This is a genomic window from Algoriphagus aquaeductus (assembly GCF_003253485.1).
Taxonomy (GTDB): domain Bacteria; phylum Bacteroidota; class Bacteroidia; order Cytophagales; family Cyclobacteriaceae; genus Algoriphagus; species Algoriphagus aquaeductus.
The window spans coordinates 100,785-126,495 of the sequence record NZ_QKTX01000007.1; the positions used below are offsets into that span (position 1 = coordinate 100,785).

A 25,711-nucleotide genomic window follows, 5' to 3' on the forward strand; every position below is an offset into this window, starting at 1 on the left:
CTTTTCCATCCTGAAACAAAATTCCAATTCGTGTATGAAAACTTCCATAAAAAGAACCAACACAATGTTTAACCTATTCAACTTGGGCAATCTTCCGAAGGAGGTCTCCCGTTTTTTGACTTCCTTTTTAGCCATGCCTTTACTCTTTTTCGGGACGGCATGTAAGGATCAGGAAGAAATAATTCCCCAGGGAAATCCCATCAGCCTCAACTTCAAAGAAAGCTCCCTGAGTTTTACGGAATCCCAAACTTCCGGATTGGAAGTCATCCTTCACCTGGACAAGCTGGCCAGGGCCAACTCTGAAATCACGCTGAGATTACAACACGGAGCACTAGACGGCAGATGGGAAACAACCCCGGCAATTTCGGATCAGAATGAACTCAAAATCCCAGTTACGAGAGGGGCACGGCAGGTTTCCTTCCAAATCAAACCTGTAAATGATCTCCTATACAATGGTAACCTTAACCTGACTTTCAAAATCATACAGGTAGGACCTGATCTCAAGATCGGAACCAATGATCAAATCGACCTAATGCTGATCGATGACGAACTCAGTGGAAAATTGAAATCCTTTGAAACCCAGGGCATGCTTACGCAATACAGAAGTTTTGACTACTCGCTTTATGGAAAAATAAACAGGGTGGTGCACAAAAATTCTCAGGCCAGCAACGCTGAAATTTCCTACACCTACCTCTATGATGACAAAAGCCAACTGGTCAGAATCAACTCCAATCCAGCGTATATCAATCAGACATTTTTCTATGATGGAAATGTATTGGCCAGAACCATCAAGCAGTTTTCTTCCAATCAGGTAGAAAGTGAGGAATATACTTTCGATTCCGAAAACCGAATTCTGGGGATTACCGTTCGGGATCGAAATGCAGTCGCACAGAATCCCGTTAAAACCTACACTGAATTCACCTATCACGCCAATGGAAACGTGCACACCATTACCACCATGGAGCCCATTTCCAACTTGGAATATCAGGTAATCCGAAAGATCACCTACACAGACTACCTGGAAAAAACCAATCCTGTGCCCTTTTATCAGGATATCCCAACCTTGATGATTCAACCCCAACTGCCCGGAAAGGTGGTGATCGAAGAGCATAATACAACCTTTACCTATGGGTTGACCTACCAATTTGACTCCTCCGGGAAAGTAAAGCTCCGCACGGCATCAGGACCCAGCGGGTCAGAAAACACACGCTATTTTTATTATTGATTGAATGACATAGGATCAGTTCTTAGCCGATGGATCTCGTTTTTTCATATGCCTGCCTCCCGACACCGAGAGGCAGGCATTTTTTCTTGGTCAGGAAAATGGAAACCGTGATCTACCGAAATTGAACCTACCTCCGCTGGGAATTGGAATACCTACCTGAATAGATGTAACCCATGTCACTGTCATATAGGGCAAATGCCGTATTTACACCTTCTGCCTCCGGTCTTATACTTGGAAAGTCAAAGGATGCATTTTTCATCTTAAAGTTTAAGTCATAACCAAAACCAATTTCCAATGAAAAAATCTATGTTCGCAATGCTGATGGTCCTGCTTAGCATGACCCAAGTTCAGGCCCAAGAGCTTTTCAACGGCCTAAGCAAAGGACCTTACCGAAAAACTGTGGATGAAAGCGATAAAATCACTATTCCCCAATTCAGTATCAATTTTGAAACCTACACCGAGACCAAAGTGGTCGTTCAGGAAGGAAAGTTGAGCAAGCTTCAAAATACATTTGAAGCTGCTAGCAAAGGAGGGCAGTATGGAGGCAGCCAATCGGGATCGGCCAAAACCACCACTATCCTCAATTCCCCACTGGAACTGGCAGATTTTCAGGAATTAGCCAATGACTTTCAGCTGATCTTGGAAGAAGAAATCAGTAAAGCAGGAAAAACGGTTCTTTCTCTAAAAGATTTGACGCAAACTACCGGTTATGGAAAATTGGTCGAAAAGTATTCCACCAAAACAGAAAGTAAAGGCAAGAAAAATTCTGAGGAAAGCGTGGGGGTAGGTCAGATCAACATGTTTCCTGAAAACAGCCTTTTCATGTTCGATGAAAAATCCCTGACCAGGGGAGGAGGAGTTCCCTTTGTGACCATGATGCGGAATTTTAATAAAGAAACAGGCGCGGTGGTGATGCTAAACAATGTGGATGTGGACTTCTCAACCGTGGAGCTGAATGTAAGTCTTGATGCAGGCACCAAGGGAAAAACGACCACGGCAGACACCAAGGTTTTTCCCAAAATGAGAATTTCCAGAAATACCATGGACTTTATCGGAAAGGGTGGATCGCCAAGTACGGCACCGGCCACCATGGTTTCAGAATATGTGGCCAACAAAGAATATGAGGCTAAGATCTATAAGGATACTGCCAAAAGTAAGAGTCTGATTGATAAAATGATGGGTAGCGGTGCCAAGATCGATTTTGATCCATTTATTGTAGAAATGTCAAAAGACACCTATAAACAAGCAGCCAGGGATTTGTTTAGGCAATATGCCCAAGATTTGGCCAAGGCACTTGTGGGTTCCTGATGAAGTCTGAAAAAGGTTTCATTTTTTAACCTGGTATACTATTCTGGCTGTCGGCAAATTTCTTTTGATTTTTGGTCGGAAGCCCGAAGGCCGAAGACACAAAAACTTTTCTTGAGCTTGATTTTCAAATGTTTAAGATGAGTTATTGGAGAATTTCCTTTTATCGAAATTTCATAAATTCTTCTTAACTGTTCCTGCCGGATTTCCAATGCCCGGCAGGATTTTTCTTTTAAACGGAACAGGGAAAAAGTAAAAATGGCAATCGCTGTCCCGACCATTCATATGATTTTCCTTTTTTCGCCCACTGGTGACTTTATTTTTGGCTCCTCAACCCAAAAGACATCTCATGAAGAGTTTCCTGTTCACCGTTTTATTGACTTGGATTACCACTTTTTCTTTTGCCCAATCTAGCTTCAAAAATGAACTTACCGCCGACCATCAGAGAATCCCACAAACCAAAGTCAGCCTGATTCCACCCAACGGCTTTACCTTGGCCAAATCTTACTATGGTTACGAGCACAAGAGTTCCGACTCCATTATTGAGTTGATTGCCCTAGGGGGGCCGGTCGAGGATATCTTTGAAGTCATGACCCCTTCAGAACTCTCCAAACAAGGAATAGAAGTTTACTCCAGGAAGCCCATGAGAATCGGGGAGTACAAGGCCCTATGGATCAAAGGATCCGAATGGAGCAGAGGGAAAAAATTTGGAAAACACGTGATCGTAATCGGGAATGAAAAAGGCTGTTTTTTGATCAACAGTAACTATCCTGCAAGAAAACCTAATATCGGAGAAGCCATCGAAGAATCATTAAAGTCGTTGGTATTTCCGTCAAAGTAAAAGAAGGAAGATACCCTAGATGGTGAATAAGCTGGAGCTAATTCCTCCGCTGAATTTCTTGAAGAAAAACACCTGCCTCTCTCGGATCATTGGCTTTTTCACAAGTCTCCTCCCAACTCTCAAATTCGTGGTAGTCGTGGTCGAGTTCGGGATCGTGGGGATGGAAATGTAGGGGAGGAAGGTTCCAGTTTTTAGGTACAAAAAACTCCTCTGAAATCAGCTTTTCCCTAATGAGTTGAGTCGCCTCTTCTATAGATAGCCGATTTTCATTTGAAAAAATCACTGATCCAAACTGCTTATAATTCCCTGCATCTCGGTAGCGATAATTCAGTTTGAGATTTAGCTCAGTTGACAAATCACCCAAACCAAACCCTTCTAAAAACTTGTCCAATTCCTGTTCTGTCAAAAAAGAAATCTCTGGTTCAATTCCTTGTTCAAAAAAGGTAATTAGACTCAAGATCGAATCAAAAAAACGAAAATGAATTCCTTCGAAATTGTAGACATAGACCAGCCTAGATTCCTTTTGATTGATTAGAGTAAGAATCTCAATCGATCTGGAAGGGGTGAGGTATTCGGTGGAAAGAGGGAAGATTTTGTTCATGATTAATTGGGATTACAGTTGAAATTTAACAAACTAAATCCATTTTGTAGACTATAGTCGGTGGTACGATAGGCCACATTTTTTCAGATTGCAATATGGACGTCAAGGCTGAATACGGCAAAAAAGTTAGAGAAATCAGGAAGTTAAAAGGTGTTTCCCAAGAAAGTCTTGCGGATTTATCCGCTTTAGATAGGACCTATATCTCTGATATTGAAAATGGAAAAAGAAATGTATCCATTGAAACCATTTTCAAGATTGCTGAAGCATTAAAGACCCCTGTTGTTGAGTTTTTTGAATTTTAACCAATAGAAAATGATTGATGGAGTAATTGATTTTATTGTTGATTGTGCGGTAAAATTTGGTGCAAAACCAGACTTAGAATTTAATAAGCCTTACGTTTTTAGAAAAAATGTAGGAACAGATGCACTTAAGGATAATGGTGCTTTTTTTGGTTTTATTCATCCAGAAGAGGAAGGTTCCGGACCATTTCATGACTTTTCATTGACCATTTTTCCAAACGACCAAAACAAACCTTGGTTAGTATGTCTAGGAATTGGTTCAAGTGGTTTCAAAAATGACTATGAACTCGCAACCTATCCTGGACTCAGAAGATTATTTTCAAAGCTGATCGACGAAAGAGGATTTTGTAAATCGGATTTCGCTGACATCGAGACAAGCTTGCCAAAATCAATAACTGGTATCCAGGATTTGCAGCATATAAAAAATACTATTAAAACTTACACAAAAGTATTACCAGCTTGCCAGATAGTTGATGACCCAGAAAGCGCAAAAGGAAAGCAAATAATTGCTGCCTTTGTAGCAGGTTATTCAAAGCTTAGAGATTGGCCTACTAATAATGACCATAGGAAAGCCGTTTCAGAGGCTTTAGAGTCATTTTTAAAAACAGAAACAACTGATGAATCTGAGGAATTGAAAAATCTTTTAAAAGAAAGAAAGTATATAGTTCTTCAAGGGCCTCCAGGAACTGGAAAAACAAGAACTGCAAAAAGTGTTGCGGACAAAATAGGAGCAAAAACATTCTTCACTCAATTTCACGCAGAAACTAGTTTTTCCGATTTTATTTTTGGTATTCGACCTGACACAGAAAACGAAGAACTGAGATATAAAGAAAATTTAGGTAACTTCTCAGAGGCTTTAAAATATGCCGTTGACCATAAATATGAAAATGTCATTTTAATCATTGACGAAATAAACAGGGCTAATCTCTCCAATGTATTGGGACCTATTTTTTATCTATTTGAACATAAAATGGATATTTCTAATGTAGAAATTGAAATTGCTCCCAATTTTAAAATAAATAAACTGCCTGACAACTTTTCTGTAATTGCCACAATGAACACAGCCGACAGGAGTTTGGCCGTTGTTGACTTTGCACTTAGAAGACGTTTTGCATGGTATACATTAAAACCTAAAGCAATTAATTCGAATCAGTTTTTTAAAGAAGACTTTAATCGAATTCAAGAAATATTTGATTGGTATGCCACAAGTACTGAATTAAATTTACAACCAGGACAAGGCTATTTCATTGCAAACACCGATAACGAAATGAAAAATCGTATTCGTTATGAAATATTACCTTTGATAAAAGAATATCTGCAAGAAGGGCTTTTGAGAAACGCCAAAGAAGAATTCAATAAATACTTTTATGATCGATTAAAAATATCAATTTTTGAATGATTGAAATAAAAACAATAGATGTGTTTGAGGAAATACCTTGTCTAACTGAAAAGTCAAGATTATTAAGTGGTTCTTTTTTACATAAAAAATGGTTTCCAAAAGCTGATAAAAGATATATCGGGCAATACCTCCAAAAGTTTATTGATTATAATTCTGAGCAATTTAAGTTTCTTGGCGTACAACCTTATATTGTTGGTTCAGACCAAAGCACTGCATTAACATTTCGTTCTTCTGAGTTCATAGGCTCAATTCCTTTAAGAGCACCAGACACAGGAAAGCAAATCGGTGACTTTGTAGTTATACCCAGGTTTACAGGGTTTGACAGATTTGAGGACTATATTGAAATTCTGAACTTGCTTGGAACTGAAATTAGTCCTCAGGTTATTGATAGTTTACCCTTAGCTTCTGGAAAAAATTTCAGACCTCCATTGTATTTAGAGGCTGTGAAATTCTTAGCCGCTCTTGAAAAACTTACAATGAGACCGTGGAGAAAGTTTGACAATATTGAAAAGGTATCAAGTCAGCCTACTGGTCAAATCAATTGGACAAAATATATAAACAACGAATTCAAAGTTGAAAACAAGTTGAAATTTCCAGCAAGAACAAATGTATTGAGTGAATTTCATTCTGAATATTCGGAAATTAGATTTGTTTTTGACATTTGTAAAAGTGAATTGCTTTCAGCCAATACACCGCAGAGAATTAAGAATATTTTGCGAACCAAATTGAGTTTTCTTGAAGAACTATTATATCATCATAAACCAAAATCAACCAATAAAATCACGATCCGATTTTCCGACAGTCCAATTGTGAAAGCCTGCAAAGAGCAAGCTAATAGGGTTTTAAACTTTAACCTTGTAGACAGCACTGCATGGCGTGTTGACTTTTCAGATGTATTCGAGAAGTTTATACAATACATATTTAAACAAGCTGCCAAAGAAATTGGTGGGAGACTGTATCCTAATTTCAAGTTTCATTCAAGGACTTCAAAACACTATTCATGGGAATTAAAGCATATTGAGCCTGACGCTATTTTTCAAAAGGAAAATCTATTGGTTTTTATTGATGCTAAGTATAAATCAAATCTTTATAATAAATTCGACAAAAGTGATTTGTTAAAAGAAGATCACAGACATGATCTACATCAAATTATGGCTTATTCTTCTTTTAGTAAATCCGAAAATAAAATTGGAATTCTATGTTACCCTTCTGAATGCTTAGAAATAAAAAGTATTTCATATAAAAATGGGATTAATAGTGTTAATAATACCATTTTCATTTTAGGAGTACCGCTTAAAAAAGATTGTATTTCAGAAGTTAAACGGCTAATAATTAATGAAATAAATAGCTTAGAGTTTATCAATTAAAATTCAGTAAAGACTTTTTTGATTTTTCAATTTTTCAATTCCCCCAAACTCCTCCTATGCCTCACCAAAGAAGCCATTTGAGTGATCGCTAATGGGTTGAGGTGGGGAAGGTGGTGTGGCTAAATTTGATCTTCCATTGCATTCGCCCCCCTTGGGGTTGTAGGGACTTATTAAATCAATGGTGCGATAAACATAAGACTCATTTTGGATCTTCTGATTTAATTGGAAATGCTGCTAAATGTTGCTCAAATTCCTGATAAATTTTCGGAAAGAAAATGATCCTGAAAGGATCTTATGTTTCTAGAAAAAATCCCCCCTAATTCACCTCGACCCAGAAGGGGTCGTACCTATACTGAATTCTATTCTATCCATTCAAACAGATAGTCATCTTTGAATTCAATCTCAAATTTTTTTAAAAAATCGAAGTATTCCTCTTTGAACGTTTTTTTTTGATGGTGGTCCTTTTGCTTTTGAATGTAGTTTATGACGGTATTCAAACTTGAATGCGAATAAGAGAAAGCGCCGTAGCCGTCCTGCCATTTAAACTTGGTTTTAGAAAAGCCCTTTGCATTTATCCATTCGTTCGATGATTTTTTGATTTCCCTGACCAAATCCGATAGACAACAACTCGGTTTGATACCAATCAAAAAATGAATATGATCGGGCATTCCATTGATGGCAATTAACTTTTGCCCTTTATGGGTGATGATTCCTGTTATGTATTTGTATAATTCCTCTTCCCAAGTCAGGGAAATCAATGAGTTTCTGCCATGCACAGCAAAAACCACTTGGATATAGATTTGTGAAAAAGTACCTGTCATAGCTTTTCTTGGTTAGGTTAAAGATTCTTGTTAGAGCTTGTTTTTCAGCTCGATAAGACTTTGTTATGAGCTTATTTAAGAACCTAATTTACTTTTTAATGTCATCTCTTACTAAAAAATCATTCGACCCCTTTTGGGTCGTGGTTCAACTAAAGATGATATGTGCTATAAACATGAGACCCATTCTGGGTCAAATTGAACTCTGAACCTCGAACCCAAATTTCAAATCTCGAACTTCAAATTTGCAAATTGTAGGAGATTGCTTGGCCCTCGTGGCTCGTTTCCACCACGGCGGACAGGCGCAATCAGGTTACGCCAACTCCCTCAAATCCACCGGTACCACCCTCGAAACGCCTGCCTCAATCATCGTTACGCCATACATGATATCCGTGCTGGTCCTAGTGCGCTTGTTGTGCGCCACGATGATAAACTGGCTCTCGGAACTGGTTCGATTGCGCTTGTTGCATTGCTAAAATAAGGCTCATTTCCGATTTTCAACTTCTTAATTCAGTCAAATTATTTCGGCGTCTCACCAAAGAAGTCATTTGAGTGATCGCGAGTTGGTTGAGGTGGATTAAGCGATTGGGTTGGGAGAGGCCTTGATGAATCAGCAGGGCATATGTACTTTCCATGTTGGATAGGACCACGAGTTGTTCTAGGGTCGCATAGTCTCGGACGTTTCCGGATTTTTCGGGATTCTGATCTCTCCACTGTTTGGCTGTTTTTCCAAACAAGGCCATATTCAGTACATCGGCTTCATTCGCATAGATGATAGCTGCTTGAGTTTTGGAGATTGCAGAAGGGATTAGATTTTCTTTGATCGCATCGGTATGGATATGATAGTTGACTTTGGCTAGGGTTCGTTGGAAGTTCCATTCCAGCTTTAGTCGGTTGTTTTCATCCTCTTTTAGACGCTGAAATTCTTTGATCAAATAAAGTTTGAACTCTATTGAAATCCACGAGGCGAATTCAAGTGCGATATCCTTATGAGCAAATGTGCCGCCGTATCTGCCTTGTTTTGAGGTGATTCCAATTGCATTTGTGGATTCAATTCATCTTTTCGGAGTAAGAACAAAACTGTTTAATCCAGATTGTTTTCTAAACCCCTCGAATTCGAGGGGTTTAAAATCCGGATTGTACATCTGCTCCCATAGCCCCAATAATTCAATCGTGTTTCTGTTCCTCAACCAATTTTGAATTATGGTATCAGTATGAAGTGGATCTTTATGCCTCGCTAAATCCGTTAGAGAGATAAAATCATCCTGATTGGTATTCAGGATTGTGATCTCCGTACCCTGAACCGATATTTTCTTTCCTTTTGCCATAAAAGTGTATTTGGTTTAAAAAGTTGATTACGAATTAAATATAAGGATTGAGCCTCAAGCCTAAAAGAAACAAAGATGCCAACTCGTAGAATGCTAAAGGCTAAACCACGAACAACGAACTCTGAACCTACTACAGGTAGGAGATTGCTTCGTCGTCGTGCCTCCTCCTCGCAATGACGTTAGGCCAACTCCCTCAAATCCACCGGTACCACCCTCGACACGCCCGCTTCGATCATCGTTACGCCATACATGATATCCGTGCTTGCCATGGTGCGTTTATTGTGCGTCACGATGATAAACTGGCTCTCGGAGCTGAACTTTTGGATGATCTGATTGAACTTGTCGATGTTGGCATCGTCCAGCGGAGCATCCACCTCGTCGAAGATACAGAAAGGCGCAGGCTTCAGCAGGTAGATGGAGAAGAGTAGGGAAGTGGCCGTCAGGGTCTTTTCTCCACCGCTCAGCTGGTTGATGGTCAGGGGACGCTTGCCCTTGGGCTTGGCCATGATCTCGATCGGGGATTCCAAAGGATTCTCCGGATCGACCAAAGTCAGGTCGCAGTCGTCCTGCTCGGTAAAGAGGGAGCGGAAGACCTTCACAAAGTTTTCCTTGATCTTGCCAAAGGCATCCAAGAAGGTATCCTTAGCCACCTGATCGATCTCGGAAATGGTTGACAACAAAGATTCTTTAGCTTTGACCAAGTCTGCTTTCTGAGTAGTGATAAAGTCGTATCGGATCTTGATCTCATCGTAGGCTTCCATGGCCATCGGGTTGATCGGACCGATTTTTTCCAGTCTTTCCTTTTGCTTTCGCACCAAATCACGCAGCTCTTCTTCGGCAAAATCCGCGAATTCAGGATCCAGAACTGGATTTTCTTCCATCAACTGATCCAGATCCAGTTCGAATTCCACGCTCAGTCGTTCCTTCATTCCGCTCATCTTGAGCTTGATCTCGTTGATGGCGTTTTGGAGTTCGCTGAGCAGGTGGTCAAAGCTTTCCTTGGACTTTTGCAGGCTGCGGATGCGGGTATCGGTCTCATCGATCAGGCCACGTGCGCCGTAATAGTCTTTTTCTGCCTCGGTCACGCCCCGCTCGATACTTTCCTTTTCGGAGTAGAGTTCGATCAGTTCGTCGTCCTTGACCTCGTTGTTGTCCAAAAGGGTCTTGATTTCAGCATCCAGGTTGGCGAGTTCGGCTTGGGACTTTTCGATCCGCTCTTTGGAGCTTTCGAAAGCATTTTGCTTGAATTCGATCTCCTGCTCCAGACTGTTGACGCGGTTGACCTGTTGGATATAGGTAATGTTTTCCTGATTGAAGGTTTGGGACTTCTCTGCCAAGCGTTTGTTTTCGGCTTCCACTTCCTCCGTCAGTAGCGCCACCTGCTCCGCCAAACTGTCAAACTGCTCCTTTTCCTCCGCCAATCGGGGCTGAATCTCGGTCAAGCTTTCTTCCAAGTTCGCAATGCGATCCAGGATATCTTCCCGCTTATTGGCATTCGAGCTGAGTAGCTCGGCAAGCTGTTCCTTTTTGGTACGGATGGAGACATAGGCCGAATTGAGCTCGTTGATGGCCAATTGGCTTTCTTCAAGGGCTTTTTTGTAGCTGACTTCCTTGAGCTTGAGCAAGTCGCTGAGCTTCTGATCGAGGTTGGATCGTGTAGTGCTTACCTTTTTGCTCAGGTCTTTGATTTCCTTGTCAAGCTTCTCCAGGTTTTTGGCACGGCCGATTCGCTTTCCTTCGAAAAGGCCCACCGAACCACCCGAGATGGAAAACTTGCGCTTGGTGTATTTACCCGTTTCGGAGAGAAATACGCAATCCGGGTCGGTTGGAAAATCCTTGTAATCCCCCTGTACGAGGTAGACATTGTCCAGGATAAAATTGATCAATCGGCTGTACTTGACATCAAACTCGATGATCTCCGTGGCCGCGATGGCATTGGCGAAAAGCTTGCTTTGGCTGGGCTTAAATCGCTCAAAATGCTCCAATACAAAGAAATTGGCCTTGCCTCTCGCCGCATCGCTGAGCAACTGAATCGCTGCGATCGCCTGCACCTCGGTGTCCACCACATAGTAGTTCATGTAGCTTTCGAGGTAGTTTTCGATGGTCACCCGATACTTTTCATCGGTAGTGAGCAAGTCGGAGAGGAGGGGAATATCCTTGCCCCAAGAGTCGTTTTTCTTGAGAAATTTGATGGCTTCAGGGAAACCTTCGAGATTTTCAACCAGGGATTTGGTCAGATTGAATTCGTTGGTTTTGGAGTCGAGCTTGCGGGAAGAAGTGGTGAGCTCTTCACGGATCATTTCGATCACGCGGTTGGTTTCCTCGATCTTCTGATCCTGATCTTCCTGCTTGGATTTCAGGGTCGCATAGGAAGATTGAGCGGCATCGAGTTGTTCTTTCAGCTCCGCCATTTTATCCTCAAACTCCACCAAATTGGCTTCCTGCGAGCTGTCATCCGAAGAGGTACGTTCGAGTTCCTGCTTGAGGGTGCTGAGCTGGATTTGCTTGATTTCGACTTCCTTGTCGAGTTGGTAGACACGTTCTTTGAGACTTTCGAAGCGCAGCGCAACTTCTTTTTGGGTTTGCTGCTTTTCAGAAGTCACGAGCTTTTGGGCATCGTATTCCTCCCGGAGTTGGGAAACCACAAATTCTTTTTCACCCAGGATCTTTTCTGCCGACTCTTTTTCCTGCTGAAGAGAGCGGATGGAAAAGCCCGCCCGGTCGTTTGACTTGCGGTCATTATCGATCTGTTCGCGCAAAGCTTGAGAGCGATCCTCGAGAAACCGGAGTCGTTCGTTTTTGATTTTCTTCTCCGACTCAAAGGCTCGGATTTTATTGACATGCTCGTTGAGTGTCTTTTGGCGGGAGGAAAGGAGCTTTTCCTTGTGGATCAGATCGGCTTTAAGTTCGCTGAGTTGGGCCTCCAGGTCCGCGATTTGGGTTTGAACTTGGAGCTTACGGTCGGATTCCTGTGTGATTTTTGAATTGGCTTCAATCAGAGCCTGAGCGTATTGCTCGATGGATTTTTTGGCCAAGTTGATACTCGCCAAGCGATAGTCGGCTTTGATTTCAAAGTACTTGGCAGCCTGCTTGGCCTGTTTTTCCAGCGATTTGAGATTCTTATCAATCTCAAACAGCAAGTCCTCAACCCTTGCCAAATCAGCATCGGTATCCTCAAGTTTGCGGAGTGTTTCTCTTTTACGGTTTTTAAACTTGGAGATCCCGGCCGCTTCTTCGAAAAGCTCGCGTCGGGAGTTGTTTTTGTCATTGAGCAACTCCTCAATCATCTTGAGTTCGATGATCGCATAGGAGTTGGAGGTGATTCCCGTGTCCATGAAGAGGTTGGTGATGTCCTTCAGGCGGCAGGTGACTCCGTTGATTTGGTATTCGCTTTCCCCGGTGCGGTAGTAGCGACGGGTGATGGTGACGTGCGTGTATTCGGTAGGGAGGAGGTTTTTGGTGTTTTCAAAAGTCAAAGACACCTCCGCCATGTTAGTGGGCTTACGGTTTTTGGTGCCATTGAAGATGACGTTTTCCATCTTGTCGGAGCGTAGCATTCGGGATTTTTGCTCCCCGAGCACCCAACGGATGGCATCAACTACGTTGGATTTGCCACAGCCATTTGGACCCACGACACCGGTGATACCTTTGTCGAAGTGGATGACCATTTTATCCCCAAAACTTTTGAATCCTTTGATTTCCAGTTTGCTAAGCAGCATGCTCTTTTTTCCTCGCGATTAAGCTTTCAAAATAGGGGGAAAGGATGGAATTGGCAATATTTTGATGAGATATGCTTTGCTTCGCTCAGCGAAATATGCTTTGCGAAATATACTTCGCTGCGTTTAGTGAAATATGCTACGCGAGGTATACCTCCCTGCGGTCGGTGAGATAGGGGTTTGGTGGTGGTTCGAGGTTGGGAGTTCATTGGCTGGTCGTAAATCGTAAATCCAGAGATATGCTGCGCGAAATACACTTCGCTGGGCTCAGTGAAATATACCTCCCTGCGGTCGGTGAGATAAGGGTTTGGTGGTGGTTCGAGGATGGAAGTTCATTGGCAGGTCGTAAATCGTCAGTCGTCAATCGTAAATCCGGAGATAAGCTGCGCGAGATATACTTCGCTGCGCTCAGTGAAATATGCTACGTGAGATATACCTCCCTGCGGTCGGTGAGATATACTTCATGAGATAAGCGATGCGAAATACACTTCGCTGCGCTCAGTGAAATATACCTCCCTGCGGTCGGTGAGATAAGGGTTTGGTGGTGGTTCGAGGATGGAAGTTTATTGGCAGGTCGTAAATCGTCAATCGTAAATCCGGAGATACACTGCGTGAAATAAACTTCGCTGCGCACAGTGAAATATGCTACGTGAGATATACCTCCCTGCGGTCGGTGAGATAGGGGTTTGAGGATAGTTCAAGGTTTGGAATTCCTCTGCTGGTCGTAAATCGTCAGTCGTCAATCGTAAATCCGGAGATAAGCTGCGCGAGATATACTTCGCTGCCCTCAGTGAAATATGCTACGTGAGATATACCTCCCTGCGGTCGGTGAGATAGGGGTTTGAGGATAGTTCAAGGTTTGGAATTCCTCTGCTGGTCGTAAATCGTCAGTCGTCAATCGTAATTCTATATCAATTTATTTCGCGACCGAAGGGAACATATTTCAACTGTATTTCAACTGTATTTCAACTGTATTTCAACTGTATTTCATTTTCAATCCGATTTTAATTTAAATTGTCCTCATGGATTTAGGACAGATCATTTACATCATCGCCATCATTGCTTATTTTATCTATCAGGCCTCCAAGAAGAAAAAATCTATGGATGTTCCGGATTCCGGTGAAAATCAACCTCAAGCGCCTCAAAAAGGGCTGACCTTTGAAGAAATACTCAAAGAGATCCGAAATGCCCAGAATCCACCTGCTGCTGAAACACCAAGACCTCCAATGCCTGAACCTGCTCGGGCTAGGCCAATTCCACCAAATTTCCCCGAGGCAAAGGTCCAACAGAAGAAGAGATTTGAACCTGTCGAGGAAGTAGATGATGAAGCCACCTATTACGAAGGGGCATTCGGTTTTCCGGCAAAGAATAATCCTTACCAATCTATGGCAAACAAAAAGTTTGCTGAACCACAAATCAAAAAGACTCCCCAGTGGGAATCCTCGCCCAAAAAAGTAAATCCTTATGCTGAGCTGCTCAAAAATCCCAAAACAGTACGGGAAGCCATCATTGTAAGCGAGATCCTAAGACCCAAACATTTTTAAAGCTAAGCCTAAACCTTTTCGATCTGAATCGATTGATAATTCGTATGTAATCAAACAAACGAAACAATCAATCTATCATGGGAAAGCACATCGAATCCATAGGGGGAAGTTTAACAGATTCCAGGAGAAAATTCATTGAAAAAGCGGGCTTGGCTACCATAATGAGCACTTTTGGGGTGGCCTTTTTTACATCCTGCTCAAGTACTGAAGACGCAGACCCCAACAATCCCAATAATCCTCCAAGCGGAGATCAGCCCAACGGAATTACAATTTCCGGCACCACCGTGAGGATCGATCTTTCTGTTCAGACCCGGCTGGCCGCCTCGGGAGGTTGGTTATTAATCCAAAATGCCCGAACCTTGGTAGCCAATGTCAACGGTTCTTATGTGGCAATGACCTCGGTATGTACCCATTCGGGTTGTTTTGACAGTTGGACTTTTGCAAACAACCGTTTTACCTGTACCTGCCACGGTTCGGTTTTTGACCCATCAGGCAGAGTATTGCAGGGACCGGCAGCATCGCCCTTGCAACAGTACACCACGCAACTTAGCGGTACAACCTTAACCATCACCCGATGAGGCTTCTACTTTTTTTGGTGCTCTTCTCCTTTGCATTTTCAGTCCGTGCACAGGAATTTCAAACTCAAGGAGGAAAGGCCATATTTCTATCCAAGGCTCCTTTGAGTGAGTTTACCGGGGAATCAAAAAATCTAAAAGGACTGATCGATGTAGAGAAAAATCTGGTGGACTTTTACCTGGATCTGAATACGCTAAAAACCGGGATTAGCCTCAGAGATAAACATATGCGGGAAAATTACCTCGAAACAGAAAAATATCCTTTTGCGGAGTTTACCGGAAAATTTGAATCAGTTCCCAAGCTCACTGCTTCGCCGGAAGCGGTTAAAGTGAAGGGCAAGTTTAAAATTCACGGAGTAGAGCGTGACGTCACTGTGTCAGGAATACTAAAAAAGCTGGCCAACGGGAGTTTGGAACTGAAGGCAGAGTGGATCATCGCTTTGGGTGATTACAATATTGAAATCCCCAAATTGGTCTTTTACGAATTGGCACCTGAGCAGCAGGTGAGTATCGAGGCAACCTTGAACCCTAAAAAATGAAAAAAACTATTCTATTTCTGCTGGTCTTAGGTTGGAGTCTTCCTCTATTTGCTCAGTTGGAGCGAAAGCTGGAAAACGAAGATCTTCCCGTGGATTTGATTTTCCACGCCCCAAGACACATCAATTTACTGACGGTAGAACCCCTGGAAAAGAAATCCATGCATTTTGCCATCATGCATACATTTGGAACATTAAATGGGGGAATAGAAAACCTGTTTGGATTGGACAATGGTGCCAATATTCAATTCAGTTTTGAATTTGGGTTGAGTGAAAAGTTGTCTTTGGGTTTTGCAAGAAGCAGTCGGGACAAGTTTTACAATCTGTATGGCAGATACCATCTGATTCAGCAAACCCAGAATGACCGGATTCCTTTGTCGATAAGTTTGGCTGGAGGCGCAGGGGTGGTAAGCAATCCCTATCAGTTTCTGGGTCCTTTGGAGCGACCAGATTTCAATGACCGATTGGCCTACTCGGCTCAGGTCATGTTGGCGAGGAGATTTTCGCCCAAAATCAGCTTTCAGCTCAGTCCCATGATCAGTTACTTTGTCAATCCCCTGGAGATCTATCAAATACAAGGTGATCAAAATCTGTATGTAGCGCTAGGCATGAGCGGTAAGATCAAGGTGACGGACCGGTCTTCTCTTACCCTTCAATACATCCCCAACCTTAACTCTGATCTCCGAAGCAATTTTGGGATCGGATGGGATGTGGAAGCCGGGGGGCACGTCTTTCAGATGTACTTTGTCACCTCACAGGCGCTTAACGAACAGTACCTATTGGCAGGAGGAAATGGCGTGCCGGGGGAGGAATTCCGATTGGGATTTAATGTCAACCGGATTTTTGCCCTGGGCCAGAAAAAACGAAGTTATTGATTTGATTTTCTTTTAAAGGATCGGACCCAAATCCGGTCCTTTTCTTTTTCGTCTTGAAGCACATACTCCGAAGTGAGCCATTTTTCCAAGGCATCGACATCCACCTGTTCTTTGGGATAGGCATGTTGGTAATAGCGGTAAATCAATACTTTGATTTGGGAAGGATTTAGGCTTTTGACCGAATCGATTTTCTCAATCCCAACCAGTTTGGATTGAGCTTGAAAGTTACCGTCCAGAAGAACTTCCTTGCTGAAATCGATAAAGTTATTGACTAGTATAAATTCCTGATTTCCAACTTTTTTCAGCTCCTCATTTAAGGTGATTAGTAAACAAGGATAGCTTTTGAGATTTTGCTGGTAAAAAATTGAAAATAGGGCAGGAATAGCTAAAATCACCACTAACAAAATTGAACGAAACGGCAGGTAAGGTGATCCTGTCAACAGAAAAAACACCCCTTGAAATCCAGCCATTTTAAAGTCTCCTTGGAAAAGACTGATCCCCACACCAAGCAATAACATGGCTAAAAGCACCCGTCGCATTTTCGGTTTCGCCTGCCAATCCTCCCAACCTAAGGCAATCAAAAATGCTAAGATAGGGACCAAAATAATCAGGTGCCGGGGATTGAGATAGATGGGGTTGTAAAACTCCAAGGTTGAACTCATCAGCCAAAAACCCACGATAAGGAGTAACGCTGCGATAGAAAACTCGAGGCTTGGTCTGTTCTTTCTTTTCATGGTTTGCCAAAGTGAAGGCAAGGCCATGATTATCCAAAGCCAATAACCACGTTCTACAAGGGTGATAATCGGCAGGTAGCTTATTCTCCGGAGAATGGATCGGATCCCCTTGTCGGCATAGGTAAATTCGGAGATGTAATGACCGGCATTGATCGAGGCTATCCGATAAAATGGATCTCCAAACTTAAGCCAAAAGTAGCTGATATAAACCGCAGCAAATAAGAACCCGATTCCCAGAATCCAAAGGTAAAAGGACGAATTAGCGGTTTTTTTCCTTCGATCGAAAAAGTATAGAACCAGCGGTAACGGGCCCAAAAGCACGATAGTCTCTTTGGTCATAAATCCGAAAAACAACGCTGAAACAAGCCCCAATGCAGCCAAAAAGGGCTTTTTATCTCTATATACAGCAGAAAAAGGAATTAAAACTACCCAGAAAACAAGTAAGGAATCCGGATAGACTTTGGTGAGAAAATGAAGAAAATAAACTTGGGTGGAAAACCACAGAACCAAGATCCAAGGATTGGATTTAGTTGGAAGCGCCTTGAGCAATAGCGCAAGAGACCCGAGGTAACTGAGTAAGGAAATGAGTGAAATCCGATGAGGCTCAAACCCAAAAATATATCCAATCAGACCTGATGGCACATAAGCCCCCCAGCGGGTGGAAAAGTGATATGCATTGGCCTCCATGGTGCCTTCCCAAAACTTCTTCCCCGCTAGTAAGTAATAGACATCATCCGAAAAGGTAATCCCGTCAAAACCAACGAGCCAGTACAGAAAAAGAAAAGTTGATCCCGCCACGAACGCCAAGGATTTGGGATTTCTATTGCTTAAAAATGCGGCCATGAAGTAAAAATAGGGGAAAGAGTGGTTGGTTCAAGTCAATGTATGTTTTAAGGCTCCATCTAGATTGGTTCAAGACTTCAGTCTTGGACCCACCTGTATGCAGTCTTCAGGCTGCCGATTTGATTAGCAAATTCTAATAATTGAATCCTAACCCTCTGAAATCCTGTATTTTTTAATAAATTCATATTCATTTTTAACGTAATTTTTTATGAGTAGGAAGTATAAAATCCGAGATCAAGAAAGGCTTTATTTTGTCACTTTTACAGTCGTTGAGTGGATTGATTTATTTTCAAGGCAGGTCTACAGAGATATTTTTTTGGACTCTTTAAGGTTTTGTCAAACCAATAAAGGACTGGACTTATGTGCCTATTGTATCATGTCAAGTCATGCCCATCTCATTTTAGGTAGGAGTGGTGACCAAAAACTCGAAGATATCATCCGAGATATTAAAAAGTTTACCTCTCTAAAAATCATTCAGACGATCAAAGAACTACAGGAAGAAAGCCGAAGAAATTTTTTGATTCATCATTTTTCCAAAGCGGGAAATTCAAATCCTAATAATTCGATGTATCAAGTGTGGCAGCAACATAACCATCCCTTTGAATTGAATACAGAGGATAAAATCAATCGATGTTTAAATTACATCCACAGAAATCCAGTTGAGGCAGGTATTGTTTTATCACCTGAAGAATACCTTTACAGTAGTGCTAAAAATTACGCTGGCCATCCTGAAAAGCTGATTGATGTGATTTTGATTGAATAGAAAAGTGTATTTGGGGATTTATGAATATAGAAAAGGAGTCTGAAGAATTTAACCGGTTCAATTGTAAAAGTGCAGTCTGAAGACTGCATACATTAAGGTCCAAGTCTGAAGACTTGAACCAGTCCAGAGTAGAAAGTATAAAATTCGAGATCAAGAAAGGATTTGAAGACTTGAACCATGCTAGCGACTGCATACATGAAGGTCCAATTATAGACTTGAACCTTTCCATATCAGCCCTTCTTCTTTATTCCCTGACAATATGCGTCAATCCATTCGGTTGGTTGAATGGTTCTTTCTACTTTTAGACACTAATCGTCACCACCTATGGCACAATCCGGACAAATCGAGCAGCAAAAGATTCTTCGCGTATTCAAGTTGATCAACCTTCTTCAAGGCACTATCGGAAAACCGGTGCACCGACTTGCCGAACTTCTGGAAACAGACGAACGCACGATTTACCGCTATTTCAAGCTTTTGGAGGCACTTGGTTTTGTGGTGGTCAAGGAGTTTAGCAAATACAAAATCCAGGAGCGTCCCGAATACCTTCCGGGTACTTCGACTTACAGCACTTTTTCTTCAGAGGAAAATCAATGGCTTAAAGGTCTGATCGAAAGTCAGGGTAAGGGCAATCTTCTTAAAGATTCCATTCTGCAAAAGCTTCAACTCAAATCTGAGGTCAAGCAAGGAAGCGAACATCTTTTTAAAGCACACCTTGGCCGTCAGGTGGATTTGATAGGTCAGGCCATGACCCTTAAAAGAAGGGTTTGGCTTAAAGAATACTATTCACTCAGCAGTGATACCGTTTCGGATCGCTTAGTCGAACCGGTGGGTTTTGGTTCAGACTATGAGCACATTCATGCCTTTGAGGTCGAGAGCAAGAGCATGAAAATGTTTAAAATTGAGCGGATAGGAGAGGTGGTAATCAGCTCTGAACCCTGGCAATTTGAATCCAAACATGAATTGCCGGCTCAGGCTCTTTTTGGATTTACGGGAAAAGGCAAATACCCGGTAAAATTAAAGTTGAGCAAAAAAGCCTTTCAATTGATGCAGGAAGAACATCCCAATGCTCGCCCATTCATGCAAATCAAAAATCGAAACCACTATTATTTTCAGGGCGAAATCCCACACCTGCCTGGATTGGCGAGGTTTATCCTTGGCCTACCCGGCGAAGTCAAGGTAGAAGAAGGAGAGGAAATGAAGGCTTATCTTAAAGAGCAATTGGAGAAAGGCAGCTATTGAATAGTCAATTATTAATACTGATTCTACGCTATTCTGCCAGTTGACGAATATTCCACTGATTTTAGGCTGGAAGACCGATGACCGAAGATGCCCAATAATATGGTGTTAATTTGGTCTTTTGACCTTTAGAAATGCTACTGGCAAGATTCCGTATATTTTATAAATTTTCAATTTCCAATGATCAGTTGTCAATGATCAAAATTCAAATAGGAATGCTGAAATAAAAATGATCAATTTTCAAGACTGCCCCGCATTCCCTGAAAATTGATCATTGAGTTTGATTATTGAATTTTTCAGCCCTGATGCTCGTCTCTCAGCAAATCATTGACGGTTTTTACCGGGTTGAAAGTGATGAGCGGCACTTCCACAAACAGGGTGTTCCAGCCTGCCATCGCCCCATTCCAAAGACCGGGGAGTTCCAAGGCTTTAAGATCTCTGCCGCTTTTTGACTTTTCGGTGATGAATCCCGTCTGCATGTCTCTAAACTCCAGAAGATCAAACGATCGCCCATGATAATCTTTTGTACCACATACCAAATCAACCGGGTTGAAGTGGGTAGATGCCATCATCTGGGTTTTTGAACTCGGGTCATTTAGGTCAATCTGGGCAGTTTCAAGGATTTGGAGGGAATGTGAACCGTCTTTTTCTTCAATCCAAAAAGGTCCACCTCCGGGTTCGCCGGTATTCTTCACCATGCCACAGACTCGGATGGGCCGATTTAGTTTGTCCTTGATGTACCTCGCCAATTCTTCCAAGGATTGCCCAGACTCTGTGGTCGGGATTTTCCCTCCCAGCACTTCATGATAGACTTGGGCAGCTTGAGCTACAGACTGATGGGTGATTTCCTGGTCCATGGCCCGGATGGCGTCAAAGATTTTTTCCTGTGCTTCCAAAAGCAATCCTCCGATCGCCATTTTATACTCCTTAGTGGTCGATTTCAATCGGTCAGGCACGACGTTGTCGATGTTTTTGATAAAAATCAGGTCTGCCTTGATATCATTCAGATTTTCCAAAAGAGCGCCATGACCCGCGGGTCTAAAAAGCAAACTGCCATCTTCTTCTTCAAATGGTTCGTTGTCCATCGTCACCGCAATAGTATCCGTGGACTTTTTCTGTTGAGAGTAAGAAATCTCAAATGCCAAGCCTGTGGCCTCCTGGATACCGGGTAGGACTGATTCAATCTCTGTTTTGAACTTCTCTTCATGCTCCGGAGAAACCGTAAAATGGATTTTTACTGTATTTCCTTTGCCCACAGCGTAGTGTACTCCTTCGATCAGGTGTTCATGAGCGGGAGTACGGTTTTCATTTAGATACTTGTGAAAGCGTAGAAGTCCCTTGGGAAGCGAACCATAGCCCAAACCTTCTTCGGAAAGCAATGCAGCTACGATTTTCTTGTAATCTCTGCTTGCCAAACTTGCAGCGATGCTACTTCCCTGCGATCTGAGATAAAGGTCCAAGTCCTCGTAGAAAGCAAATTTTTCAATGTTTTGGATAAACTTTTTGGTGAAGCTGCTTTTCTCCAAATCTCCATCTCCTTCCAAGAATGAAAAAAGATCCTTAAACATCCTTGAGGCAGCGCCTGAAGCAGGTACAAATTTTACAATTTCTTTCTGGGAAGCTTTTTTGGGATATATCTCCAGAAAATGTTTGAGTTCCTCCGCATTTAAAACTTTGATTCCATGACCCGGCGTGGCAGGTGCAATGATTTTGAGAAAAGGAAAGCCGTTTTTAAAGTTATCTATCTGCTGGGTGACAGTGGCAGGGTCCATACCCTGGTCCAAAATTTTAGTATAGAGTTCCGGATTCATGTTGGAAAATGGGTTTTGGGAAGTTATCCATCAAGATAATAGCCGGACTGCCTAAGCTCAAATTAAAGGGAGTGTTTTTTTTGCGAAAACTAAAAATCCCTAGCGCATCAGATCCCCATTCTCCGAAGAAACTCCTCTTTCTTTGTTCCGGATATAGCCACTTGCTTTTCGTTGTTCATGACGATATATCCACCTTCTGACCGAACATACTTTTTGACTTCTCCCAAATTGATCAGGAAACTGTTGTGAACCCTCATGAAGTTGAAATCACCCAATAGATTTTCGTATTCTTTGAGGTTTTTACTGACCACTAATTTCCGCTTATCTACCAAATGAAAATCGGTGTAGGAACCGTTGGCTTCACAATAGAGAATTTCCCGTGTGGGAATAAACTCAATTCCCTCCGCCGTAGAAAGGCATATTTTTTTGAACTCCGAACTACCACCAAGCATGTTTTGGAGAAGATTTTCCAAAAGACTCTGTCTGCTTTGAGATTGGACCCTTTTTTTTGCTTTTGCGACCGCCGCAATCAATTCATCCAAATCAATCGGTTTCAGCAAATAGTCGATCGAGCTGAATTTTATGGCCTGGATGGCATAATGTTCAAATGCAGTCGTGAATATCAGGTGAAAATCCAAATCAGTGACCTGTTGGAGTACTTCAAAACCTGTCCCTGTCTGCAATTCGATATCCATAAACACCAAATCAGGACGATGATGGGTGATTTTCTGAACGGCTTCGGCCACTTGAGATGCGGTATCCAAAATCTCAGTTTCCGGGCAATAGGTCTCCAAAAAACCTTTCAAAGTCTCACGGCTGTGGTACTCATCTTCTACGATAATCACTCTGAGTTTGCTCGTATTCATAGCTTGGGAAGTAAAATAGACACCTTCGTGCCTGTGGGTAAGTCTTCGATTCTGATGTGGGGTTTTTGGGTTTCCTTAAACATCTTTAGACGCTCTTCCGTCAGCGCCAATCCCCTTGAGGGTCTGTAGGAGGCTGATTTTCTGGCCTCTGCTGCTATTCTGCCGATACCGTTATCTTCCACTTCACACAGGATATGGTCTTCTTGATCTATAAACCGGATCCAAACCTTGCGGTCCCCATCGGTTTTGGGCATGAGACCATGTTTGAGGGCGTTCTCCACAAAAGGCTGTACTATAAGCATCGGCACTTCCTGATAAATCAAATCTCCATGTTGCGGAAGGCATATTTCGTAGGAAAATGCATGATCAAATCGAAGCGACTCCAAATCCAGATACACTCTCAACAGTTCTATTTCTTTTTCCAACGTGACATGGATGTCAATGGAGTTTTCCAAAACCTGCCTGACAAACTTGCTAAACTTGGCCAGGTACGATAGAGCGGCATCTTTTTGACCGCTACTGATCAGGTGCTGAATCGAACTGAGGCTGTTGAAAATAAAATGAGGGTTGATTTGAGCCCTCAATGCGGTCAATCTTGTCGAAAACGTTTCTTTTTCCGCAAGCTGCTTCTCTTCATTGATGAGTTTGATTTTGTAGGACAATCCCAAGGCGAAAATGGTACTCTCGATCGCAGCACCTGTCACCATATAGGTCAGCTTCAAAAAAAACATAGTCAACAATGCCCCGGAGGTAAAAATCAACGTGCCTGCTATCACAAAATATTTAAGTCGGCCCGGATAATGAATCCAGAGATATCCGATTCCGAAAAATGCAAAGCCTGCCATGAAATAACGCTGTATATCCATGATCACGGATTGCAGATAGCTGTAGGGATTATGGATAATCAAGCCCAAATTGATCAATATAAAGGCGACCAAGACCAACCCGACCCAACGAATTATCTTGTCAAACCCGGGAAGAACTTTGTCTATATCCAAAAAATGCCTGATAAAGAGAAGGTAGGACAGATTGATCAAAATCTGGGAAGCAGTAGTCAGGAGGAAATAAAATCTAAAGTCTGCATACCCAAAATAATCGGCCAAATAGGGGCTGATACGGGAATAATAGATCAGCTGAAAAAGCAGAAAAGCACCATAATAGATAAACTGAACCTGTTTGACATTGAAAAATAAAATCAAATTGAACACCATCAGGACTGCCGCAACTCCCAAAAAGAAAAAAGCCAAAACCTGACTTTTGAATGAATCCTGACTGATAAACTCCTCCATCTGCCGATGAGCCTCCGGAGTGGAAAAAGCGAAAGTCTTTTTATTCAGGTCCGGGGTTGCTCTCAGGTATCGGGATTTGATGTATAATTTTCGTCCGTCAAACAATTCAGCGGTGGAAATGGGAATGTAATTTTGATTTTGAAAAGCTGACCTTTTTAAATCATTGGGGACCATTGAAGTCAAAACGAGGGCAATAGGAACGCCGGATCTTTCCACGAATAGCTCACTTATTTCGACCAATCCCGGATAAAAGATCAAACTGTCGTATTGATGGATCAGTTGAAAATGATCCGAAAAGTCGACTTCAAACCAATATTCGAAATTACGGTTGGCGATGCCCGGAGGTGAAGCTTTGTCAAATTTCCCATCTTCGGACCATTTCAGCACCGTTTGGATACTGGCATTCCCCTCAATCCTTAAGCCTTGGGATGAAACAGTCATTTGATAGGGCAAGGATTGGTCTTGCGCCGGCACCGGAGTCCAGGCCATTGAAAAGGAAAGTACCAATAGTGCGAACCTCTTCATGATGAAAACAGATTTGGAAAAATGATTGAAACTGACTTGCAGTTTTCATTTCCATCCGGGCATTTGGCAGGACCGATTTTGCTTTCTATCCGATAGGGTCGGATGTCATTGATCAGGCGAATGTAGTCTTGCCAAGGAGTGAGGGATTTCAAATACGCTGAATTTTGGACAAACTCTTCGTTTTCGATCCGCTTGTTGATCAGGACGTTAAGTTCAACGAGTTCAAAACTTAGCTCAAAGCTTATTTGGATACCAATATTTCCATCGCTCAGGTGGATTTGTTCTTCCAGGAGATTTTCGATCAGACTTTGCACGATGATGGATGGAATTTTGGCCTGAGGAAACTCTTCTAATCGAACTACCTGAATGCTGTACTTTAGTTTATCTCCATACCTAAGCTCCTGAAGCTGCAGGTACCAGTCCAGCATTTGAACCTCATCCGATACCGTGACTGACTCTTCATGCAATTGGGCTAGAAAATACCTGAGCAACTTTCCGAAAATGGACAGGAACCGGAGCGAGCTCCGCTTGTCTTCCAATAAAATGTAATGCTGAATGGCATTGAGTGAGTTGAAAACAAAATGCGGACTTAGCTGTGCGGAAATAGCCTCAATTTGCAATCGAGTCGCTTTTTGTTGGATTTTCCAACGCTCTTTTTGCTCCTCTTTCGCTTTTTTCTCAGCCCGGATCCGTGCCATGTGACTGGAATAGATGGACGATACAGCCATGAGAATCCTGAGGTGTTGTTTGGAAAAGTAGTCTGCCTCTGAATTTTCACTGTCTATGACTCCGATGACTTTTCCATCCAATAAAATAGGAACAGCCAATTCGGAGAGCCTAAACTCATCATCTTGAATATATTCCGGATAATTTCGGGTATCGGAAATGAGAATGGGAAGTCCGGTCTGAGCCACTTTTCCGGTAATGCCCTCTCCAATAGGGATTTGAAGTGCATTCAGGATTTCGGTTCCAGTTGGATTCTTTGGTCCGAGAGCAGCTTTTTGGACAAGTACCTGATTGTTTTCATCTACCAAGTAAATGACCGCGTCCTCAAATCCCAGGATGGAGATACAGTTTTTGGCCATGTCCCAGAGCAATTGATCTTCTGAATCCATACCATGCATGGATTTGGAGAAATGGTAGAGGATTTCTTCAATTTCTTTGGGACTAATTGACTTCACGGATTTCACCTTTTGCTTCATTTAAGATAGAAAT

The 25,711-nt window shown here is 42.3% G+C and carries 21 protein-coding genes and 1 pseudogene; 12 read left to right on the forward strand and 10 right to left on the reverse strand.

What is annotated here, in order from left to right:
- Positions 1 to 34: 34 nt before the first annotated feature.
- Positions 35 to 1,225: a hypothetical protein gene (locus CLV31_RS11040; protein ID WP_111392951.1), complete on the forward strand. Its 1,191-nt coding sequence runs from the start codon at positions 35 to 37 to the stop codon at positions 1,223 to 1,225.
- Positions 1,226 to 1,352: 127 nt separating this feature from the next.
- On the opposite strand, the gene CLV31_RS22180 is transcribed toward CLV31_RS11040, so the two are convergent.
- The gene (locus CLV31_RS22180) at positions 1,353 to 1,484 is read right to left on the reverse strand and encodes a hypothetical protein (protein WP_262510280.1); all 132 of its coding nucleotides are present in this window, start codon (positions 1,482 to 1,484) and stop codon (positions 1,353 to 1,355) included.
- Positions 1,485 to 1,519: 35 nt separating this feature from the next.
- On the opposite strand from CLV31_RS22180, the gene CLV31_RS11045 reads away from it, so the two are divergent.
- Together CLV31_RS11045 and CLV31_RS11055 are read left to right on the forward strand one after the other, a co-directional pair.
- On the forward strand, positions 1,520 to 2,533 hold the full coding sequence (locus CLV31_RS11045; protein WP_111392952.1) for a hypothetical protein: 1,014 nt from the start codon (positions 1,520 to 1,522) through the stop codon (positions 2,531 to 2,533).
- Between the two features lie 346 nt (positions 2,534 to 2,879).
- Complete coding sequence (locus tag CLV31_RS11055) at positions 2,880 to 3,371, forward strand: hypothetical protein (protein WP_111392954.1); 492 nt, start codon at positions 2,880 to 2,882, stop codon at positions 3,369 to 3,371.
- Positions 3,372 to 3,408: 37 nt separating this feature from the next.
- Here CLV31_RS11055 and CLV31_RS22055 read toward each other — a convergent pair whose 3' ends face one another.
- Positions 3,409 to 3,972, reverse strand: coding sequence for a hypothetical protein (locus tag CLV31_RS22055; protein WP_245943381.1), 564 nt, complete (start codon positions 3,970 to 3,972; stop codon positions 3,409 to 3,411).
- 95 nt (positions 3,973 to 4,067) lie between these two features.
- Here CLV31_RS22055 and CLV31_RS11070 point away from each other — a divergent pair, with 95 nt between their 5' ends.
- The 3 genes from CLV31_RS11070 to CLV31_RS11080 are packed head-to-tail and all read left to right on the forward strand — an operon-like array spanning position 4,068 to position 7,037.
- Complete coding sequence (locus tag CLV31_RS11070; RefSeq protein WP_111392955.1) at positions 4,068 to 4,274, forward strand: helix-turn-helix domain-containing protein; 207 nt, start codon at positions 4,068 to 4,070, stop codon at positions 4,272 to 4,274.
- Between the two features lie 10 nt (positions 4,275 to 4,284).
- Entirely contained in the window at positions 4,285 to 5,670 is a 1,386-nt protein-coding gene (locus tag CLV31_RS11075; RefSeq protein WP_111392956.1) for an McrB family protein, read from the forward strand.
- Entirely contained in the window at positions 5,667 to 7,037 is a 1,371-nt protein-coding gene (locus tag CLV31_RS11080; RefSeq protein ID WP_111392957.1) for an McrC family protein, read from the forward strand. Before CLV31_RS11075 ends, CLV31_RS11080 begins: the two co-directional genes overlap by 4 nt.
- A 359-nt stretch (positions 7,038 to 7,396) precedes the next feature.
- Here CLV31_RS11080 and tnpA read toward each other — a convergent pair whose 3' ends face one another.
- The 3 genes and pseudogenes from tnpA to smc form a co-directional block, all read right to left on the reverse strand.
- Positions 7,397 to 7,858 (reverse strand): IS200/IS605 family transposase, encoded by a 462-nt coding sequence (tnpA, locus tag CLV31_RS11085; RefSeq protein ID WP_111392958.1) that lies wholly within the window; start codon positions 7,856 to 7,858, stop codon positions 7,397 to 7,399.
- A 494-nt stretch (positions 7,859 to 8,352) separates the two neighbouring features.
- A pseudogene (locus CLV31_RS11090) lies at positions 8,353 to 9,183 on the reverse strand (KilA-N domain-containing protein).
- Positions 9,184 to 9,362: 179 nt separating this feature from the next.
- Positions 9,363 to 12,902, reverse strand: a complete 3,540-nt coding sequence (smc, locus tag CLV31_RS11095; RefSeq protein WP_111392959.1) for a chromosome segregation protein SMC — start codon at positions 12,900 to 12,902, stop codon at positions 9,363 to 9,365.
- A 1,019-nt stretch (positions 12,903 to 13,921) separates the two neighbouring features.
- On the opposite strand from smc, the gene CLV31_RS11100 reads away from it, so the two are divergent.
- The 4 genes from CLV31_RS11100 to CLV31_RS11115 all read left to right on the forward strand — a co-directional run bounded on the left by CLV31_RS11100 (position 13,922) and on the right by CLV31_RS11115 (position 16,429).
- Complete coding sequence (locus CLV31_RS11100) at positions 13,922 to 14,443, forward strand: hypothetical protein (RefSeq protein ID WP_111392960.1); 522 nt, start codon at positions 13,922 to 13,924, stop codon at positions 14,441 to 14,443.
- A 77-nt stretch (positions 14,444 to 14,520) separates the two neighbouring features.
- The gene (locus CLV31_RS11105) at positions 14,521 to 15,021 is read left to right on the forward strand and encodes a QcrA and Rieske domain-containing protein (protein ID WP_111392961.1); all 501 of its coding nucleotides are present in this window, start codon (positions 14,521 to 14,523) and stop codon (positions 15,019 to 15,021) included.
- Entirely contained in the window at positions 15,018 to 15,557 is a 540-nt protein-coding gene (locus CLV31_RS11110) for a YceI family protein (protein ID WP_111392962.1), read from the forward strand. Before CLV31_RS11105 ends, CLV31_RS11110 begins: the two co-directional genes overlap by 4 nt.
- Positions 15,554 to 16,429, forward strand: a complete 876-nt coding sequence (locus CLV31_RS11115) for a DUF5777 family beta-barrel protein (RefSeq protein ID WP_111392963.1) — start codon at positions 15,554 to 15,556, stop codon at positions 16,427 to 16,429. Before CLV31_RS11110 ends, CLV31_RS11115 begins: the two co-directional genes overlap by 4 nt.
- On the opposite strand, the gene CLV31_RS11120 is transcribed toward CLV31_RS11115, so the two are convergent.
- Positions 16,423 to 18,006, reverse strand: a complete 1,584-nt coding sequence (locus CLV31_RS11120) for a hypothetical protein (RefSeq protein ID WP_111392964.1) — start codon at positions 18,004 to 18,006, stop codon at positions 16,423 to 16,425. The two genes, CLV31_RS11115 and CLV31_RS11120, sit on opposite strands and share 7 nt — an antisense overlap.
- A 208-nt stretch (positions 18,007 to 18,214) precedes the next feature.
- Between CLV31_RS11120 and CLV31_RS11125 the strand changes: the two genes are divergently transcribed.
- On the forward strand, positions 18,215 to 18,769 hold the full coding sequence (locus CLV31_RS11125; protein WP_111392965.1) for an REP-associated tyrosine transposase: 555 nt from the start codon (positions 18,215 to 18,217) through the stop codon (positions 18,767 to 18,769).
- A gap of 324 nt (positions 18,770 to 19,093) precedes the next feature.
- Positions 19,094 to 20,008: a helix-turn-helix transcriptional regulator gene (locus CLV31_RS11130; protein ID WP_111392966.1), complete on the forward strand. Its 915-nt coding sequence runs from the start codon at positions 19,094 to 19,096 to the stop codon at positions 20,006 to 20,008.
- Positions 20,009 to 20,301: 293 nt separating this feature from the next.
- Here CLV31_RS11130 and CLV31_RS11135 read toward each other — a convergent pair whose 3' ends face one another.
- The 4 genes from CLV31_RS11135 to CLV31_RS11150 all read right to left on the reverse strand — a co-directional run bounded on the left by CLV31_RS11135 (position 20,302) and on the right by CLV31_RS11150 (position 25,698).
- On the reverse strand, positions 20,302 to 21,816 hold the full coding sequence (locus CLV31_RS11135) for a DUF4301 family protein (RefSeq protein ID WP_111392967.1): 1,515 nt from the start codon (positions 21,814 to 21,816) through the stop codon (positions 20,302 to 20,304).
- A 107-nt stretch (positions 21,817 to 21,923) separates the two neighbouring features.
- Positions 21,924 to 22,682, reverse strand: coding sequence for a LytR/AlgR family response regulator transcription factor (locus CLV31_RS11140; RefSeq protein WP_111392968.1), 759 nt, complete (start codon positions 22,680 to 22,682; stop codon positions 21,924 to 21,926).
- Complete coding sequence (locus CLV31_RS11145; RefSeq protein WP_111392969.1) at positions 22,679 to 24,496, reverse strand: sensor histidine kinase; 1,818 nt, start codon at positions 24,494 to 24,496, stop codon at positions 22,679 to 22,681. The genes CLV31_RS11140 and CLV31_RS11145 overlap by 4 nt, the downstream gene beginning before the upstream one ends.
- On the reverse strand, positions 24,493 to 25,698 hold the full coding sequence (locus tag CLV31_RS11150; RefSeq protein ID WP_111392970.1) for a histidine kinase: 1,206 nt from the start codon (positions 25,696 to 25,698) through the stop codon (positions 24,493 to 24,495). Before CLV31_RS11150 ends, CLV31_RS11145 begins: the two co-directional genes overlap by 4 nt.
- Positions 25,699 to 25,711: the final 13 nt, after the last annotated feature.

Excerpts from the sequence above, each read along its gene's own strand:
- CLV31_RS11040 (WP_111392951.1), top strand. The coding sequence starts at position 35 with ATGAAAACTTCCATAAAAAGAACCAACACAATGTTTAACCTATTCAAC.
- CLV31_RS22180 (WP_262510280.1), bottom strand. The coding sequence starts at position 1,484 with ATGAAAAATGCATCCTTTGACTTTCCAAGTATAAGACCGGAGGCAGAA.
- CLV31_RS11045 (WP_111392952.1), top strand. The coding sequence starts at position 1,520 with ATGAAAAAATCTATGTTCGCAATGCTGATGGTCCTGCTTAGCATGACC.
- CLV31_RS11055 (WP_111392954.1), top strand. The coding sequence starts at position 2,880 with ATGAAGAGTTTCCTGTTCACCGTTTTATTGACTTGGATTACCACTTTT.
- CLV31_RS22055 (WP_245943381.1), bottom strand. The coding sequence starts at position 3,972 with ATGAACAAAATCTTCCCTCTTTCCACCGAATACCTCACCCCTTCCAGA.
- CLV31_RS11070 (WP_111392955.1), top strand. The coding sequence starts at position 4,068 with ATGGACGTCAAGGCTGAATACGGCAAAAAAGTTAGAGAAATCAGGAAG.
- CLV31_RS11075 (WP_111392956.1), top strand. The coding sequence starts at position 4,285 with ATGATTGATGGAGTAATTGATTTTATTGTTGATTGTGCGGTAAAATTT.
- CLV31_RS11080 (WP_111392957.1), top strand. The coding sequence starts at position 5,667 with ATGATTGAAATAAAAACAATAGATGTGTTTGAGGAAATACCTTGTCTA.
- tnpA (WP_111392958.1), bottom strand. The coding sequence starts at position 7,858 with ATGACAGGTACTTTTTCACAAATCTATATCCAAGTGGTTTTTGCTGTG.
- smc (WP_111392959.1), bottom strand. The coding sequence starts at position 12,902 with ATGCTGCTTAGCAAACTGGAAATCAAAGGATTCAAAAGTTTTGGGGAT.
- CLV31_RS11100 (WP_111392960.1), top strand. The coding sequence starts at position 13,922 with ATGGATTTAGGACAGATCATTTACATCATCGCCATCATTGCTTATTTT.
- CLV31_RS11105 (WP_111392961.1), top strand. The coding sequence starts at position 14,521 with ATGGGAAAGCACATCGAATCCATAGGGGGAAGTTTAACAGATTCCAGG.
- CLV31_RS11110 (WP_111392962.1), top strand. The coding sequence starts at position 15,018 with ATGAGGCTTCTACTTTTTTTGGTGCTCTTCTCCTTTGCATTTTCAGTC.
- CLV31_RS11115 (WP_111392963.1), top strand. The coding sequence starts at position 15,554 with ATGAAAAAAACTATTCTATTTCTGCTGGTCTTAGGTTGGAGTCTTCCT.
- CLV31_RS11120 (WP_111392964.1), bottom strand. The coding sequence starts at position 18,006 with ATGGCCGCATTTTTAAGCAATAGAAATCCCAAATCCTTGGCGTTCGTG.
- CLV31_RS11125 (WP_111392965.1), top strand. The coding sequence starts at position 18,215 with ATGAGTAGGAAGTATAAAATCCGAGATCAAGAAAGGCTTTATTTTGTC.
- CLV31_RS11130 (WP_111392966.1), top strand. The coding sequence starts at position 19,094 with ATGGCACAATCCGGACAAATCGAGCAGCAAAAGATTCTTCGCGTATTC.
- CLV31_RS11135 (WP_111392967.1), bottom strand. The coding sequence starts at position 21,816 with ATGAATCCGGAACTCTATACTAAAATTTTGGACCAGGGTATGGACCCT.
- CLV31_RS11140 (WP_111392968.1), bottom strand. The coding sequence starts at position 22,682 with ATGAATACGAGCAAACTCAGAGTGATTATCGTAGAAGATGAGTACCAC.
- CLV31_RS11145 (WP_111392969.1), bottom strand. The coding sequence starts at position 24,496 with ATGAAGAGGTTCGCACTATTGGTACTTTCCTTTTCAATGGCCTGGACT.
- CLV31_RS11150 (WP_111392970.1), bottom strand. The coding sequence starts at position 25,698 with ATGAAGCAAAAGGTGAAATCCGTGAAGTCAATTAGTCCCAAAGAAATT.